Source organism: Isoptericola dokdonensis DS-3 (assembly GCF_001636295.1).
In the GTDB taxonomy this organism is placed as follows: domain Bacteria; phylum Actinomycetota; class Actinomycetes; order Actinomycetales; family Cellulomonadaceae; genus Isoptericola; species Isoptericola dokdonensis.
In genome coordinates this window covers 3,481,355-3,498,574 of the sequence record NZ_CP014209.1, presented here as the reverse complement: position 1 = coordinate 3,498,574, position 17,220 = coordinate 3,481,355, and the positions used below count along the sequence as shown (strand labels likewise).

The 17,220-nt window shown below is 75.1% G+C and carries 11 protein-coding genes; 7 read left to right on the top strand and 4 right to left on the bottom strand.

Annotated features, from left to right (window positions below):
• Positions 1 to 80 precede the first annotated feature (80 nt).
• Positions 81 to 4,136, bottom strand: coding sequence for an endo-1,4-beta-xylanase (locus I598_RS15970; protein ID WP_198155711.1), 4,056 nt, complete (start codon positions 4,134 to 4,136; stop codon positions 81 to 83).
• Between the two features lie 200 nt (positions 4,137 to 4,336).
• On the bottom strand, positions 4,337 to 7,960 hold the full coding sequence (gene mfd / locus I598_RS15965) for a transcription-repair coupling factor (protein ID WP_068204100.1): 3,624 nt from the start codon (positions 7,958 to 7,960) through the stop codon (positions 4,337 to 4,339).
• A 178-nt stretch (positions 7,961 to 8,138) separates the two neighbouring features.
• Here mfd and I598_RS15960 point away from each other — a divergent pair, with 178 nt between their 5' ends.
• Entirely contained in the window at positions 8,139 to 9,098 is a 960-nt protein-coding gene (locus I598_RS15960) for a glycosyltransferase family 2 protein (protein WP_068204098.1), read from the top strand.
• Here the strand turns inward: I598_RS15960 and I598_RS15955 are convergent.
• Positions 9,060 to 10,268, bottom strand: coding sequence for a glycosyltransferase 87 family protein (locus I598_RS15955; protein WP_083973420.1), 1,209 nt, complete (start codon positions 10,266 to 10,268; stop codon positions 9,060 to 9,062). The genes I598_RS15960 and I598_RS15955 overlap by 39 nt on opposite strands.
• Positions 10,269 to 10,368: 100 nt before the next feature.
• Here I598_RS15955 and I598_RS15950 point away from each other — a divergent pair, with 100 nt between their 5' ends.
• Both I598_RS15950 and I598_RS15945 read left to right on the top strand, forming a co-directional pair.
• Complete coding sequence (locus tag I598_RS15950) at positions 10,369 to 10,956, top strand: phosphatase PAP2 family protein (protein WP_068204094.1); 588 nt, start codon at positions 10,369 to 10,371, stop codon at positions 10,954 to 10,956.
• Between the two features lie 49 nt (positions 10,957 to 11,005).
• Entirely contained in the window at positions 11,006 to 12,055 is a 1,050-nt protein-coding gene (locus tag I598_RS15945) for an acyltransferase family protein (RefSeq protein ID WP_198155710.1), read from the top strand.
• Here the strand turns inward: I598_RS15945 and I598_RS15940 are convergent.
• Positions 11,971 to 13,152, bottom strand: coding sequence for a glycosyltransferase family 4 protein (locus I598_RS15940; protein ID WP_068204090.1), 1,182 nt, complete (start codon positions 13,150 to 13,152; stop codon positions 11,971 to 11,973). The genes I598_RS15945 and I598_RS15940 overlap by 85 nt on opposite strands.
• 37 nt (positions 13,153 to 13,189) lie before the next feature.
• Here I598_RS15940 and I598_RS15935 point away from each other — a divergent pair, with 37 nt between their 5' ends.
• The 4 genes from I598_RS15935 to I598_RS15920 all read left to right on the top strand — a co-directional run bounded on the left by I598_RS15935 (position 13,190) and on the right by I598_RS15920 (position 17,170).
• Positions 13,190 to 14,251 carry a glycosyltransferase gene (locus I598_RS15935; protein WP_232314194.1) on the top strand — a complete coding sequence of 354 codons (1,062 nt, stop codon included), beginning with the start codon at positions 13,190 to 13,192 and terminating at the stop codon, positions 14,249 to 14,251.
• 134 nt (positions 14,252 to 14,385) lie between these two features.
• The gene (locus I598_RS17945; protein ID WP_068204087.1) at positions 14,386 to 15,228 is read left to right on the top strand and encodes a hypothetical protein; all 843 of its coding nucleotides are present in this window, start codon (positions 14,386 to 14,388) and stop codon (positions 15,226 to 15,228) included.
• The gene (locus tag I598_RS17940; protein WP_068204085.1) at positions 15,225 to 16,205 is read left to right on the top strand and encodes a glycosyltransferase family 2 protein; all 981 of its coding nucleotides are present in this window, start codon (positions 15,225 to 15,227) and stop codon (positions 16,203 to 16,205) included. Before I598_RS17945 ends, I598_RS17940 begins: the two co-directional genes overlap by 4 nt.
• Positions 16,202 to 17,170 carry a glycosyltransferase family 2 protein gene (locus tag I598_RS15920; RefSeq protein ID WP_198155709.1) on the top strand — a complete coding sequence of 323 codons (969 nt, stop codon included), beginning with the start codon at positions 16,202 to 16,204 and terminating at the stop codon, positions 17,168 to 17,170. Before I598_RS17940 ends, I598_RS15920 begins: the two co-directional genes overlap by 4 nt.
• Positions 17,171 to 17,220 lie beyond the last annotated feature (50 nt).

Genomic DNA, 17,220 nt, shown 5'->3' with positions numbered 1-17,220 from the left:
GCGTCGTGATGCCGGAGGAAGGGCGGCGCCCGGGCCCGTGCGGCAGGAGCCGCACCGACCCGGGCGCCGGACCGGACAGGTCAGCCGACCTGCTCCCAGGGTCCCCACGGCGAGGTGCCGGGGGTCTGGTTGCGGGTCCACCACCGGGCCTCGTAGGTCACGCCGTCGTGCTCGACGACGTCTCCCGCGGTGAAGATCCGCGACGCGGTCCAGACGGCGGTGCCGTCGTCGGTGGCCGCGATCTCCTGCCAGGAGCCCCACGGCGAGGCGCCGGGGGTCTCGGTGGTCCACCACGTGGCACGGAACAGCGCGCCGTCGTGGGTGACCTCGTCCCCGGCGGTGTACACCTGCCCGGCGACCCAGGCGGGCGCGGTGGGCTCGGGGGCCGCGACGAGCTCGGCGACACCCCAGCGGTCGGTGTACTGGTAGCCGGTGCCGGTGGGGTCGGCCCAGGTGGTGATGCCGGTCCGCGCGCCGTCGGTGGCGTCGTTGACCTGGAGGTCGAGGCCGTGGAAGGTCCCCGCTCCCCCGAGACCGGCGAGCGTCACGGACGCCTCGACGAGATAGCCCCCGTCGGTGAGCGCCGTGGCGGACTCCAGGCGCGCGGCCTGGGCGTCGGGGTCCCCGGTGCCGAAGGACACGGCGTTCTCGGCGCTGATGCGGATCTGGGTGTCGTCCGCCTCGTAGGAGCCGTTCTTGGCGTTGCCGGCGTCGAGGAAGATCTCGACGGAGTCCTGCACCCACGGGTCGGACCCGCTGACGTCGACGCTCGGGTCGGCGACCTGGGCCAGGACGTAGAGGGTGTCGTCGGCCCACAGGGTGCGCACGGTCGCCTGCGCGCCGTCGCTGCCCTGCACGTCCTTCGCCGTCGTCACCGTGCCGACGCCCGCCCAGGCGTCGTCGACCTCCCCGTCCACGACGGGCGGCGTGGCGGTCTCGGCCACCTGCGTGAAGCTCAGCTCCTCGACGAGGGTCAGCGTGCCGGTGGTGCCGGGGCTGTTCCAGCCGACGGTCTCGCCGGCGTCCGTGACCCGGACGTCGAGGCCGAGGGTGTCGCCCTCGGCGGCGGCGTCGAGCGGGAGGTGCGCGACGACGTCGTACCCGGTGGCGGTGGCGGTCACCTCCGCGGTGACGTCACCGGTGGTGGCGCCGTCGCGGCCGACGGTGGCGACGGCCCCGGCGAGCTCGAACGTCACGGCGTCGTCCGCGTCCGTGGCCTCGTCGTCGACGGTCACGTAGGCGGTGAGGTGGTCGGGCGCCCAGCGGGTCTGGAACCGGGCGACGGTCTCACCGGCCGCGGCGACCGGGTGCAGCGGGAGCCGGTCCCACTGCGGCGACGCGGACGCGGAGCCGTCGAGCGCGACGTCGCCGGCGAACACGTCGGCGCTGCGCTGCTGGGCGGGCAGGTCGCCGTCGACGACGCCGTGGTAGGCGGGCTTGGCCTGGTAGGCGTCGTCGAAGAGGAGCGGGGCCCCGGCGTCGGCGCGCCAGGAGCGCCCGTCGGTCAGGCCCCACACGGTGACGGAGAAGAGGGACTCGGCGTGGTCGCGGAACAGCGCGAACGCGTCCCGGAACCAGTAGCCCTGCTCGACGAGGTTCGCCTCCGTCTCGGGGGTGCCGATGGTGACGTCGAGCTCGGTGACGGCCTGCGTGACGGGCAGGTCCTCGAAGCGCTCGATCGCCGCCTCCAGCGCGCCGACGGGCATGGCGAGGGACACGTGGAACTGGTGGCCGACGCCGTCGACGGGGACGCCGCGCTCGAGCAGCCGCTCGACGAGCGCCCGGTACCGGTTCTGCTTGTCCACCTGCTCGGTGTTGTAGTCGTTGATGAACAACGTCACCGGGCGGTCGGTGCCCTCGGCGGCGTGGACGTCGTTGAACGCGGAGTCGGCGTACTCGAACGACAGGTCGATGAACTCCTCGCCGAGGATCCGGTACCACTCGCTGCGGCGCAGGCCGTCGTCGGTGGCGCCGTCGGACACGACCTCGTTGACGACGTCGAACGCGGTGACGGGGTTGTCGCCGCCGAACTCGCCGTACGTCGCCAGCCACTCGGCGACGGCGAAGATGTGCGTGCGCAGCCGGTCGCGCAGGACCTGCTGGTCCTCGGGGGACGTCGTGAGGGGCTCGCCCGCGTCGTCGGTGAAGAACCAGTCGGGCGTCTGGGAGTGCCACGTCAGGACGTGGCCGTAGAGGTCGAGGTCGTGCGCCGCGGCGAAGTCCATCAGCGCGACGGCCTCGGGGTGCGGGCGGAACGTGCCCTCGTCGTCGTACCAGGCCTCGGGCTTCATGTGGTTCTCGGCGGTGATCTGGTCGAAGTGGCGCAGCAGCAGCTCGGCCGCCGTGCCCGACGTCTCCCGGGAGTCGACGGCGACGCCCACGGGGAACGGCACGGTCTCGTGGAGCGGCGTGAGGTCCTGCACGACGGCGGGCTCCGGCACGGCCACGACGACGTCGTCGAGCAGCAGGTCGCTGGTGTTGCTGCCGTTGTAGTCCGTCTCGAGGTACAGGAAGGACTCGTCGGCGGCGGGCGCCTGGAAGGAGGCCGTGACCTCGGTCCAGCCGTCGGCCGTGACGTCGCCCCACTGGGCGAGCGTGGAGTAGGTGGTGGTGCCGTCGGCCGTGGAGGCCAGGGACAGCCAGACCGCGTCCGGCTCCTGGCCGGCGGCGAACCGCACCTGCGCGGACACCTCGTAGCGCACGCCCGGGGTGAGGACGCCGGAGACGTCGCGGCCGATGCCGTCGCCCTGGCTGTCCCGCCCGGTGACCAGCGCGGACGCCGTGCCGGAGACGGAGTCGTCGGTGGTGATCGCGACCGTCGGGTCCGTCTCGCCGGCGGCCCGCGGGCCCCAGCCGTCCAGCCCGTCCTCGAAGTCGGTGGCCAGCACCGGGCCGGTGCGGGGCGGGGTGCCCACCGGGAAGGTGAGCTCCCAGCCGTCCGCGAGCAGCTCGGCCACGACCGTGCGCGTCGCGGCGAGCGAGCCGAAGCGGTCGCCGCCGCCGTCGTGCACGAGCACGAGCTCGCCGTCCGTGACGGCGGCTCGCAGGTTGGCCGTGAGGGTGGCCTCGTCCTGCGTCTCCCAGTCGGCGATCGTGTTGGTCACGGCGAGCGGCTGCATGCCCAGCGCGACGGCGACCTGCGGCGTCGCGCCCCAGGAGCCGTTCGGGGCCCGCCAGAACGGCACCTTCGCGTTCGGGTCGCCGAGCGCGTCCCGGATGATCTCGAGGTTGGCGAGCATGTCGGCCTGCGCCTGCTCCGGCGTGAAGGAGCCCATGTCCGCGTAGCCGGTGGAGTGGTTGCACAGGGTGTGCCCCTCGGCGACGATCCGCCGCAGGATCTCGGCCCCGCCGTCGGCCTGGACGTTCTGCCCGATGACGCAGAACGTGGCGTGCAGGTCGTTGTCGGCGAGGAGGTCCAGCAGGGCGGGCGTGGTGCCCGGGTTCGGGCCGTCGTCGAACGTCAGGGCCGCGACGGGGACGTCGGCCGTGCTGCCGGCCTGCGCCGCGACGACGGGCGTGGCGGTCGGGTTCACCGCACCGCCGGGCACGAAGCCGTCGGGCAGCCCGGTGTCGACCTCCTGGCCCGTGACGACGAGGTCGTCGACGAGGAACGACGGGTGGGTGCTGTCCACCGCGGCCGCCTCCAGGTAGAGCTGGGCGCCGGTGAGGCCGTCGGGCATCGTGTACGCGCCGCCGACCTTGACCCAGTCGTCCGCGGTGACGTCGACGGCGCCGCCGACCCACGTGTAGGCGTCGCCCGCGGCGGACGTCTCCTGGACGGTGAAGTGCAGGCTGGTGGCCGGGGTGTCGGCGGGCAGCTTGACCCACGCCTCCACCTGGTAGACCTCGCCGGGCTCGAAGAGTCCTGCGACCGACGTCGCGGGGCCGTTCCAGTCCCCGGTGCGCCCGGTGACGCTCAGCGCGCCGGCGCCGGTGCGGGCGTCGTCGGTGACGGCGAGCGTCACCGGCCCGCGCGGTCCCCACGGCGCGTAGCCGGAGTCGAAATCGTTCTCCAGCACGACGGCGTCGTCCGCCGCCGCACTGCTCGCGCCCACGACGACGGCGCCCAGAGCGCCTCCCGCCGCGAGCGCGGTCGCCGCGATCCCTGCGACACCCCTGGTGAACCTCTGCCTCATCGTCGCTCCCTCGCGCGGTGTCCGCCGACGGCGACGGTGCCGTGGCGCGGGCATGGCAGCGCCCGTGGTCCCGAGGCTAGGGGCGGTTCGAAAACGATGTCAATGGGTCGGGGTCGCGGCCGCGGACCGAAAGATTTCGGGCCTGCCGCCCTCTCCGGGGCACCGCCAGGAGCACCGGAGAAGGCGGCAGGCCGGACGTCTCAGCGGGCGGCGGTCCCCACCGTCGCCGCCGACGCGACGTCCCCGAGGACCACGGCGTCGATGAGCTGCCGCGCCCACGCCAGCAGCGCCGCACCGCGCAGCGGCTTGCCGCCGATGCGGGCCGTCGTCGGGTACGGGACGAGCACGGCGCGGATCGCGGGCTTGAGGATGGTGCCCGGGTAGAGCCGCTTGAGGCGCATCTGCGCCGACTCGGGCAGGTCGACCGGGGCGAACCGGATGTGCTTGCCCTGCGCGGTGACGTCCGTCAGGCCGGCGCGGCGCGCGTGGTTGCGGAATTCCGCGACCTCGAAGAGGGCCTCGGTGACGTCGGGCAGCTTGCCGTACCGGTCGACCAGCTCGGCGCGGATCTCCGCGAGCGCCGCCGCGTCGCGCGCCGACGCGATCTTCTTGTACGCCTCGAGCCGCAGCCGCTCGGTGGCGATGTACGTCTCGGGCAGGTGCGCGTCGACGGGCAGCTCGATGGTGACCTCGGGCTCCTCCGCGTCGGCCTCCCCCTTGTACGCGCGCACGGCCTCCCCGACCATGCGGACGTACAGGTCGAAGCCGACGCCCGCGATGTGGCCGGACTGCTCACCACCGAGCAGGTTGCCGGCGCCACGGATCTCGAGGTCCTTCATGGCGATCTGCATGCCCGCGCCGAGGTCCGTGTGGGCGGCCATGGTGGCGAGCCGGTCGTGCGCGGTCTCGGTGAGGGGGCGCTCCGGCGGGTAGAGGAAGTACGCGTAGGCGCGCTCGCGGCCCCGGCCGACGCGGCCCCGGAGCTGGTGGAGCTGGGACAGGCCGAACGTGTCGGCGCGCTCCAGGACGAGCGTGTTGGCGTTCGAGATGTCCAGGCCGGTCTCGACGATGGTGGTGCAGACCAGCACGTCGAGCTCCTTCTCCCAGAAGCCGCGGATGACCTGGTCGAGCTGGCTCTCGCTCATCTTGCCGTGGGCGACGCCCACGCGGGCCTCGGGGACGAGCTCGCGCAGCCGGGCCGCCGTGCGGTCGATGGACTCCACCTTGTTGTGGATGTAGAATACCTGGCCCTCGCGCAGCAGCTCGCGCCGCACGGACGCCGCGATCTGCCGCTCCTCGTACGCGCCGACGTAGGTGAGCACGGGGTGCCGCTCCTCGGGCGGGGTCTGGAGGGTCGACATCTCGCGGATGCCGGTGACGGCCATCTCCAGGGTCCGCGGGATGGGCGTGGCGGACATCGCGAGGACGTCGACGTTGGTGCGCAGCTGCTTGAGCGTCTCCTTGTGCTCGACGCCGAACCGCTGCTCCTCGTCGACGACGACCAGGCCCAGGTCCTTGAACCGCACCGCGCCGGTGATGAGGCGGTGGGTGCCGATGACGACGTCGACCGTGCCGGTGCGCAGCCCCTCGATGGTGTCCGCGGACTCCTTGGCGCCCTGGAACCGGGACAGTGCCCGCACGGTGACGGGGAAGCCTGCGTACCGCTCGGAGAACGTGTCGAAGTGCTGCTGGACGAGCAGCGTCGTCGGGACCAGGACGGCGACCTGCTTGCCGTCCTGCACCGCCTTGAACGCCGCCCGGATCGCGATCTCCGTCTTGCCGTAGCCGACGTCGCCGCAGATGAGCCGGTCCATGGGCACCGACTTCTCCATGTCGGCCTTGACCTCGTCGATGGTGGAGAGCTGGTCCGGGGTCTCGACGTAGGCGAAGGCGTCCTCCAGCTCGCGCTGCCACGGGGTGTCCGGGCCGAACGCGTGCCCCTCAGTGGCCATGCGCGCCGAGTAGAGGCGGATGAGCTCGCTCGCGATCTCCTTGACGTGCTTGCGGGCCCGGGCCTTGGTGTTCTTCCAGTCCGCGCCGCCCATCTTGGACAGCGACGGCGACTCGCCGCCGGTGTACTTGGTCACCTGGTCGAGCTGGTCCATGGGGACGAACAGCCGGTCGCCCGGGTGCCCGCGCTTGGAGGACGCGTACTCGATGACGAGGTACTCGCGGGTCGCCGCGTTGGCGCCCGCACCGAGGGTGCGCTGCACCATCTCCTCGAACCGGCCCACGCCGTGCTGCTCGTGCACCACGAAGTCCCCGGCCTTGAGCTGGAGCGGGTCGACGACGTTGCGGCGCCGCGACGGCATCTTGCGCATGTCGCGGGTCGTGGAGCCCTGGCGGCCCGTCAGGTCGGCCTCGCTGAAGACGGCGAGCCGCAGCTCCGGCGCGACGAAACCCTTGCCGACCAGGGCCGGCACGACGTGCACCACTCCGCCCTCGGGGGCGTCGGTGAGGTCGGTGGACAGCCGCGCGGCGGTGTCCACCGCGCCGAGCTGCTCGACCATGCGGCGCGCCGGGCCGGGGCCCTCGGTGGTGAGCACGAGCCGCCAGCCGGCCCGCTGCAGTCCCTTGACGTCGTCCAGGGCGCGCTCCACGTCCCCGCGGTACGACTCCACGTCGCGGGCCGCGACCGTGATCGTCGTGCCGTCGGCGGACGTCGTGACCGGTGCCGGCGTCTCACCCTCCGGCACGGCTCCGGCGGCCTCGGCCGCGTCGAGCGAGAACGCGGACAGCGTCCACCAGCCCAGCCCGCGCCGGGCCGCGACGTCACGGGTCTCGGCGAACGTCGCGAACGACGCCGACGACAGGTCGATCGGGCTGTCCGCGCCCGCCACCGCGGACGTCCACGCCGCGGCGAGGAACTCCTCGGTCGTGGCCACCAGGTCGTGGGCGCGCCGCCGGACCCGCTCGGGCTCGTCGAGCACGAGCAGCGCGTCGTCGGCCACCAGGTCCAGCACCGGGACCATGCGGTCCACCAGCACCGGTGCGAGGGACTCCATGCCCTCGACCGCGACGCCCGCCGCCAGCCGGTCGAGCATGTCCGTGGCGCCCGGCAGGTCGGTCACCAGGTCCGCCGCGCGCTGCCGCACCGCGTCCGTCAGCAGGATCTCCCGGCACGGCGGCGCCCACAGACCCTGGTCGGCGACCTCCAGGGACCGCTGGTCCGCCACGGAGAACCAGCGGATCTCCGTCACCTCGTCGCCCCAGAACTCGATGCGCAGCGGGTGGTCCTCCGTCGGGGGGAACACGTCGAGGATCCCGCCGCGGACCGCGAACTCGCCGCGCCGCTCCACCATGTCGACCCGCGCGTACGCCGCCGCGACCAGCCGTTCCGCGACGTCCGTCAGGTCCGCCGTCGACCCCGTGGCCAACTCCACCGGCACCAGCTCGCCCAGCCCGTCGACGACCGGCTGCAGCAGGGCACGCACCGGCATCACCAGCACCCGCACCGGACCCGACTGGCTCGTCCCGACCGTCGGGTGCGCGAGGCGACGGAACACGGCCAGCCGCTTCGCCACCGTGTCCGCGCGCGGGGACAGCCGCTCGTGCGGCAGCGTCTCCCACGCCGGCAGCACCGCGACGTCGTCGGCGCGGTCGTCCGGCAGGTAGGCGCGCAGGCTCGCCGCGAGCTCGTCCGCGTCCCGGCCCGTCGCCGTCACCACCACCAGCGGGCGCTGCTGCGCGGCCGCCGCCAGCAGCGGGGCGCGCACCCCCTTCGGGCCGACGACGTCGACCTCTCCCCCGCTCGGGACGGCCTCCAGCGCGGCCGCCGCGCCGGGGTCGGCGAGCAGGGCAGGGACGATACCGGTGAGGTTCATGGAGATCCTTCGGGGGGACTACGGTGCACGGGCACGACGAGGCGCCGGGAACTCGTCCGACCGGGGACCGGGCAGGGCCCGCGGGGGTCGGCGGAGCGCCGCGCGTGCCCGACCAGCCTAGCCCCGCCCGGAGAAGTTCACCCCGCCGCCTCCCCCGGCGGCCGGTAACGTCACGCCCGTGAGCGCGGACGGACCTGCCGGCACCGCGGCGGGCGCCGACTCCGCCGCGGAGGTGCTGGTGTCCGTCGTGATCCCGGCCTACGAGCCCGGCCCCGACCTGCGCACCGCGGTCCGGTCCGTGCTCGCGCAGTCGGAGGCGGACCTCGAGGTCCTCGTCGTCGACGACGGCTCCGTCCGGGACGTCACCTGGGTCGCCGGGCTGGACCCTCGCGTCCGCGTCGTCCGGCAGCCGCACGCCGGGGTCTCCACCGCCCGCAACACCGGGACGGCGCAGGCCCGGGGCGAGTGGGTCGCCTTCCTCGACGACGACGACGTGTGGGAGCCCGACAAGCTGCGTCTCCAGCTCGAGCAGCTCGCCGCCACGGGCGCCGACCTCGGCCACACGGCGTTCGTGTGGACGACGGAGGACGCGGGCGGCGGCACCTCGTCGTTCGAGCGGCGCTACCCGCGCGACCTCACCTACCGGCGGATGCTCGCCGGCGACCACGTGTGCACGTCCAGCGTCGTCGTCCGCCGATCGGTGCTCGTCGGGGCCGGCGGCTTCGCGCCCGGCCTGGACCGCGCCGAGGACCTCGACCTCTGGCTCCGGCTGCTGCGGTCGGGGGCACGCTTCGCCGCGCTCGACGTGCCGCTGCTGGTGTACCGGACCCACGCCGGCGGGGCGTCCGCGGACTACGACTCCACCTACCGACAGCGGCGCCGGGTGCTCGTCGAGCACCTGCGCGCGGCCCGGCGCGGCCACGACGCCGAGACCGTCGCCGCGGCCCGCCGTGGGCTCCGCCGCGGCCGGGAGCTGTCCGCGGCGCAGGCGTTCGACGCGGCCCGCGCCACGGCCGGCGCGGCACGGGCGCGGCACCTGCTGCGGGCGACGACCCGACACCCCCGGTTCGTCGTCGAGTCGTGGCGCCAGGCCCGGGCGTCACGCCGGGAGGCTCGCCGCCTCGCGGCCGCGTCCTGACCGCGACGCCAGCACGGACACCGTCAGCGCCACGAGCTGCGCGGCCACAACGACGACGTAGCCGGTCGTCTCCGGTGCGCGCGGGTCCCCCGCCCACGTGCGGAAGGCGCACCACCAGCAGACGAGCAGGACGGCGAGCACGGCGGCCCAGCGCGCGACGTCGACGCGGGGACGCCGGGCCGCCCAGACCCACAGCACCGGCAGGGTCATCGGCAGGTACCAGACGTGCGAGACGGGCAGCAGGAGCAGCACGCACCCCACGACGTGCCAGAGGCCGAGGGCGGGGTCGCCCGGTCGCCGCAGGGCCACCACCAGCAGCGTGGCGACCCAGGCGACGAGCACCACGGTGATCGCCGTGCCGACGACGGGGGCCACGGCGACGGGCGTCAGGACCCCGGAGTCGGCGAACAGGTCGCGCCCGACCCCCCAGACCGAGTACGCGGCGAGCGGCTGGTCGCTCATGGACAGCGTCCGGTCCACCCACCGACCGACCGCCCCGGGCCCGAGGGGGATGCACGCCAGCGCCACGAGGCCCGCGAACACGGCGACGGCGACGACGACGGTGCGCAGCCGGCCGACGGCCCCCCGGCGGAGCACCCACACCCCCACCAGCGCGGGCCAGGTCTTCACGGCCGCGGCGACGGCGAGCGCCGCGCCCGCGGCGCCGGGTCGCCCGCGCACCCCGGCCAGCGCGGCGAGCGCCAGGGCGAGGAAGACGAGGGCGTCGGTCTGCCCGAGCCACAGGGAGAAGGAGACGGGGTGCGACCACAGCATCGTCACCACCGCCAGGAGCGCGACGAGGGGACGTTCCCACGACGTCGTCCGCGACCAGACGGTGGCCAGCACCGCGGCGATCCCGCCGAGCAGCGCCAGGATCGAGGTGACCGTCCACGCGCCGAGCAGGTCGAGGTCGGCCAGCGGGGCGAGGAGGACGGCGAGCGGCGGCGGGTAGACGTAGCCGACGGCGGTGTACGGGTCCGTCCCGGCGCGCACGAGCGTCGCCGCGTCGACGAAGATGCCCAGGTCGTGCCCGGCGCTCGGGTCGGCGACGACCGCCCGGTACCGCTGCACCGACAGCACCGCGGCCACGAGGGCGGTCAGCGCCCACGCCAGCACCGTGAGCACCCGCACGACGCGCGCCCCGGGCCGACCGTCACCAGCTCCGTGCACCGATTCACCCCCACGACGGGTTCCCGGTTCGCCCCGGCCTCGCTCATCCTAGGGAGGAGTCCGTCCGTCCCGAGGGGTGAAGTTCTTGGCTGCACGCTGGGTGACCGCAGGCGTCCTCCTCGTCGCCTGCGCCCTGCTGTACGCGGTCGCCGTGGGCACCGCCGCCGGCCAGACGGTCGACATCCGCCTGTTCTCCGCGGCGCAGGCGTGGAACCCCACGCTCGAGCCGCTCGTCGCCCCGCTGCGACCGGGGATACCCGTCGTCCTCGCCGTCGCGTGCGGTGCGGCCGCCGCGGTCCGGCTGTGGCGGGCGGCGCCCGGGCCGGTCGTGCGCGTCGGCGTCGGCGTCGGCGTGACCGTCGCGGTGGCCCTGCTGCTCAAGCGGGTGCTGGAGCGCCCCTACCTCGGCGACGCCGGCTACGTGGAGAACACGTTCCCCTCTGGTCACGTCGCGGTCTCGGCCGCTCTCGCCCTCGCGCTGCTGACGCTGTGCTCGCCCGCGGCCGCCCGGGCCCTGGTGCTGCCGGTGGCGCTGGTGGTGGCCGCGGCGTGCGTCGTCAACGTCGTCGGGCACGCGCACCGGCCGGCCGACACGCTGGGCGCGCTGCTCCTCGCGGCCGCGGTGCACGCCACCGTGGCGCCCGCACGCGCAAGATTCACCCGCCCCGTGGCCGCTGTTCATCCTTGACCTGCCCGTCCGGCTCCACCGGAGAATGTCTCCGACCACGGGAGGCGTCGTGACGGCACCAGCTCACCCCGGGCTCGACCTGCCCGGCCTCACCTCGCTGCGGGCGGCGGCGGCGCTGCTCGTCCTGCTGTACCACCTGACGTTCTGGGGCGTGCTCGACGTGCCCGGCACCGACGCCGGGTACGCCGGCGTCGGCCTGTTCTTCGTGCTCTCGGGCTTCGTCCTGACCTGGTCGGCCCGGCCCGGCCAGTCGCACGCGGGGTTCCTGTGGCGCCGCTTCGCCCGCATCTACCCCAACCACCTGGTGACCTTCGTCGCCGCCGTGGTGTTCTGCCTGGCCGTGGGCGCGCTCGTCACCCCGGGGCTGGTCGTCGCCGACCTGCTGCTGGTCCAGGCGTGGTCCCCGTCGGGCGAGACGGCGATGTCGATCAACAACGTCGCCTGGTCGTTGAGCTGCGAGGCCGCGTTCTACGTCGCGTTCCCGTTCCTCCTGCGCGGCCTGACGGCGTTGCGGCCGACGCCGCGCACGACCGTCGCGCTCGCCGCGGTGGCCGCCCCGCTCGTCGTCGGTCTCGTGTGGCCCGGCCTCGCGCCGTGGTTCTACCACCTCCCCCTCACCCGTGCCCCCGAGTTCGTGCTGGGCATCGTCGCCGCGCTGGCCGTCCAGGAGGGGTGGCGGCCCCGGGTGGGGCCCACGGTCGGCGGGATCCTGGTGCTCGGTGCCGTGGTGCTGGCCGGGCTGCTCGCCCCGGGCACGCTCGGCACCGGGACGCTGGTGGTGACGGCGGGGCTCGCGGTGCCCTTCGCGCTCCTCGTCGCGGCCTTCGCCGCGCACGACCTCGACGGCCCGCGCGGCTGGACCGCGCACCCGTGGCTCGTGCTGGCGGGCGCCGTGTCGTACGCCTTCTACCTCGTGCACGAGCTGGTGGTGCGGGGCTTCGTCGTCCTGGGCGGCACCGGGCCGGTCGCCGCCGCCGGGGTGCTGCTCCTGGCGAGCGCCGGGGCGTACGGCCTCTACCGGCTCGTCGAGGTGCCGTCGCGCCGCCGGCTCCTCGGCTTCCGGCGGCGCGACTCCGCCCGCCGGTACCCGGCCTCGTAGCGGTCGACGACGGTGTCCCACGTGAAGTCCGCCAGGCGGGCGCGACCGGCACGACCGATCCGTCCGGCCGTCGCGGGGTCCCCGACGACGGTCTCGAGCGCCGCCGCGAGCGCCGCCGTGTCCGTCGGGTCGACGAGCAGGCCGGTCTCGCCGTCCGCGACGAACTCGGGCGGACCGCCGTGGGTGGTCGCGACGACCGGCACGCCCGCGCGCCATCCCTCCAGCACGACGATCCCGAACGCCTCCACGCGGCTCGGCACGACGAGGGCCACCGCGGCGGCCGTCACGGTCACCACCTGCCCGCGGTCCAGGCGTCCGGGCAGGTGCACGCGGTCCGCGACGCCGCGGGCCGCCGCCCGGTCGAGGACGGTCCGCGCGGCCGGTCCCGTGCCGGCGACCACGAGGTGCACGTCCTGCGGCAGCCGGGCGGCGGCGAACGCCTCGACCAGCAGGTCGAACCCCTTGTTCTCCACGAGCCGCCCGAGCGCGAGGACGTACCGCCGCGGCAGCCCCGGCGGTGCGTCCCCGGCCGGCTCGGTCGCGTCGATGCCGTTGAACACGACCTCGACGGCGTCGGGGTCGGCGCCGAACCGGGCCAGGTCCTGGGCCGCGGCGCCCGAGCAGGCGGTCACCACGTCGGCCCGGCGCAGGGCCGTGGACAGCGCACGGCGGAGCAGCGCCGAGGTGTCGAACACCCGGTGCGCGTCCATGAACGTCTCGCCGTGCGCGGTGAGCACCAGGGGTCGGCGGGCCAGCGCCGCCGCCGCCGTCGCCCAGGGGCCGTTCGGCCCGAAGCAGTGCACGTGCAGCACCCGCGGCCGGTCCCGCAGCAGCGCCGCCGCCCAGCGGGCCGCCGCGACGGGGGCCCGCAGGGCGAACGACGCGAGCGACCGGACGCTCCGGGCGGGCATCGGGCACGGCAGCACCCGCACCGGGACGCCGTCGACCTGCCGCGGGACGTCGTCACCCTGGTCGACCGTCCACACCACGACGTCCGTGCCGCGCGCCCGCAGCGTCCGTGCCACGTTGAGCACGTGCTCCTCGACCCCGCCGACGCGGGGGCGGAACGAGCTGGAGACGAGGACGACGGGTGCCATTGACGGATCATAGGGAACCTCAGGGACGGGAGAGCACGTGAGCGGCACCATCACCTTCGTGACGACGGCGAGCCCGGCGCCGATGGGCATGCAGGTCTACGAGGAGGAGGTGATCGCGCGCGCCCCCGGGGTGCTCGGCGCCGACGTCGTCACCCGCCGGGCCGTGCTGCGCTCGCTGCGCTCGCCGCTGCCGGGGACGCACCGTGTCCCGGCCTGGGTGCTGCGCGACGCCCCGACGGCCGTGCGACGTGCCGCGGGGGCCCTCCTCTACCGGGGTTCCGACGTGGTGCACCGGATGAGCCTCGCCCACCCGCCGGCGCCGGGCCCCGAGGTGGTGACGGTGCACGACACGGTCGCGTGGCGCTTCGACGACGAGGCCTCCCCGGAGCCGCACGCGGCGGCGGAGACGCGCCGGGCGGCCGCCGTCGTCGCGCCGTCGCAGTTCTCCGCCGACGACGTCGCCGAGCGGCTGGGCCTGGAGCGCGTCATCGCGATCCCCAACGGCGTCGACGGCCGGTTCTTCGACGCGGTGCCGCTGGACGCGGCGGGCCTCGCCGGGATCGGGGTGCGGGGCCGGTTCGTGCTGAACGCGGGCGGCTCGGCGCGCCGCAAGAACCTCGACGCCCTCGCCGCGGCGTGGCCGGCCGTGCGCTCCGCCCACCCGGACGTCTCCCTGGTGCTGTGCGGTCCGGAGTCGGAGCGCCGCCACCGGCTCTTCGACCCGTTGGAGGGGACCGTCCAGACCGGCCGCCTGCCCGACGCGCTGCTGCCCGGCCTGGTCGCCGCGGCCGAGGTGGTCGTCGTGCCGTCGCTGCACGAGGGCTTCGGCCTGCCCGTCCTCGAGGCGATGGCCGCGGGGACGACCGTCGTCGCGGCGGACCGCACCGCGCTGCCGGAGGTCGTCGGGGACGCGGGGATCCTCGTCGAGCCCGACGCAGGCGGGATCGCGGACGGGCTCGTCCACGCGCTGGACGGCACCGGCGTCGACGTGCTGCGACGCGCCGGCCGGGCCCGTGCGGAACGCTTCACGTGGGACGCCAGCGCGGCGGCGCACGGCGAGGTGTGGCGGGCGGTGCTCGCCGGCCGGGAGCCCCGGTGAGCGCGGGTTTCACCCCCTGGTTCACCCGGCGGCCCCGGTTCGCGCCGGACGGTTGCGGCTAGCGTTTCCGTAGCCGGCACCCGCGACCGTGCCGCCGTCCGGCTGGACGACCCGCCGCCCGGGAAGGAGGAACGATGCGACGTCACGCGTACGTCCTGGCCGCCGACCCGCACTTCCTCACCGCGAGCATCCGGTCGTACTACGACCGCGTGGACCGCATCGTCGTCTCCTACGACGCGACCTCGACCTCCTGGACGGGCACACCGCTGCCGGTCGAGCAGTGCCTGGCGGCGATCCGCGCGCTCGACGTCGACGGCCGGTGCGTCCTGGCGCCGGGGTCGTTCGCCGACCTCGACCGCGACCCGCTGACGAACGACACGCGCCAGCGCCAGGTCGCCCTCGACCAGGCGTCCGAGGGCGCCGACTGGGTGGTGCAGCTCGACACCGACGAGGTCCTGGCGCGGCCCGAGACGTTCTTCGCGGCGCTCGACCACACCGAGGAGGCCGCCGCCGACGGGCTCGACTACCCCGCCCGCTGGCTCTACACGCGCGCCGGGGCCGACCGCTTCCTGGAGTCCAGCACCCGGTTCGGCCGCCCCGTGGCCAGCTTCCCCGGTCCGCTCGCCGTCCGGGCCGGCACGACCCTCACGCTGAGCCGGCAGGCCGACGTCCCGCTGTACCGCGTCGACCTGCGCCCCTGGAACACCGACCCCCACCACCCCCGGACCGCCGTCGTGCACGAGGTCGTCCCGCTCGAGGCGGCGGTCCTGCACTACTCCTGGGTGCGTCCGCCGGAGATCATGCGTCGCAAGTTCGCCTGGTCGGGGCACGCCGCCGAGTACACCCGCCGCGGCGTGTACGAGCGCTGGGAGTCCTTCTCGCGGCGGCCCCGGCTCGCCGCCCTGACCTCCCCCCTGCGCTCCGACGACTGGTTCCGCGTGGGACGCGTGCCCGACGCCGCGACGGACGTGCCGTGAACGCCCCCATCGCACCGTCGGTCAGCGTCGTCGTCATCACGTACGCCCGCCCCGAGCACCTCCAGGAGTGCCTGGAGCACCTCGGCAAGCTGAGCACGTCCCCGCACGAGGTGATCGTCGTGGACGGCTCCCCCGACGACCGGACCCGACTGGTCGTGGCCGAGGGCTTCCCCGACGTCCGCCTCGTGCCGCACCGCCTCGGCCCCGGCACCATGCCGGAGTCGCGGGCGCTGGGCCTGGCCGTCGCCACCGGTGACGTCGTCGCGTTCATCGACGACGACGCCTACGTCGACCCGACGTGGCTCGACGAGCTCGTGACGCCCTACGCGGACCCGACAGTGCACGGGGTCGGCGGACGCGCGCTCAACGGCATCGAGGGCGAGGAGTCCGACGGGCTCGGCCAGATCGGCCGGTTCCTGCCGAACGGGATGCTCACCGGAGGCTTCGGCGCCGACCCGGGCAGGCTCGTCGAGGTGCACCACCTGCTCGGCGCCAACATGTCCTTCCGCCGGTCCGCCCTGGAGGCGATCGGCGGCATCCGGGGCAGCTACCCGGGCACGTGCCTGTGCGAGGAGTCCGACATCTCGCTCCGGGTGCGCGCGGCGGGCGGGCGCCTCGTCTACCAGCCCCGGGCGCTCGTCCGGCACGTCGCCGCCCCCTACCAGACCGGCGGCCAGCGGTTCGACCGCCGCTACCTCTACTACGCCCGGCGCAACCACCTCGTCCTGCTCGTGCGCAACCTCGGGTGGCGTGCGCCGGTGGTGCGCCACTTCACGGTGACGGTCCTGCGCAGCCAGCGGCACTACCTGCGCAAGGGCGCGCAGCGGCTGCGCCGCGGCCAGGTCGTCGGCGCGGCGGCGATCTGCAGCCGGGCCGTCTGCGAGCTCGTCGGCCTGGTGGCGGGCGTCCCCGCCGCGGCCCGCGCCCGCGCCCAGGACCGCCGCGACGGCGTCGCGACGCCGTGGGGGCGGTCGTGACCGACGATCCCGACAGCCCGGGCGACGGCCCGACCGTCGCCGTCGTCGTCGCCACGAACCGGCGCTCGCCCTACCTCGCGCAGGCTCTCACGTCGCTCGCCGCCCAGACCCACGACCGCTGGGAGCTGGTGATCGCCGACAACGGCGTCCCCGACCCGCAGTGGCTGGACGACGTCGTCGAACGGACCGTCGGCAAGGCCGACGTCGTCCGCGTACCGCCGTCCGCGACCGTCTCGGAGTCCCGCAACACCGGCGTCGCGCACACCGTGGGCGAGCTGGTCGTGTTCCTCGACGACGACGACGTCTGGCACCCGGAACGCCTCGCCCGGCAGGTCCTGGCGCTCGCCGCCGACCCGGCCGCCCCGGCGTCCTACTGCGGCGGGTGGCACCTGGACGCCCACGGCGCCCGGGTGGGACCCGCGTGGCCCGCGACGCCCGCCACGGCCGACGACATGCTCGCCCGCCGCGCGCGGCTCCCGCACATCTGCGGCGCGCTCATGGTCCGCCGTGCGGACCTCCTCGCCGTCGGCGGGTTCAGCCCGGAGATGTCGATGCTGGAGGACATGGAGCTCGCGCTGCGCCTGCTGCGGCGCGGGACGTTCGCCTGCGTCCCCGACGAGCTCGTCGGGTACCGGCGCCACGACGGCAACGCGACACGCAGCGACGTCGCCAACCAGCGGCGGCGCCGCGACGTCGCGGACGCCGTCCTGAGCCGCCAGGCGTGGGCGGCCCGCGACCGCGGCGACCGGCGCGCCGCCGACCTGCTGGCGGAGCACCTGGCGACCGAACGGCGCGAGGCGGCCCGCGAGGCCGGACGGACCATGCTGTGGGCCCTCGCGCACGGGCACGTCGGCGTCGCCGCCGGCGAGGCGGCGTGGGGCCTGCGGCACGACGCCCGCGGGTTCGTCGGCGGGCTCCGCGGACGCCTGCGGCGCCGCGTGCTGGACGCCCTCGGACGAGGGTGAAACCTCAGGTTCACCCGGCTTCCCGCTTCCACCTCCCGACACCCCTGAGC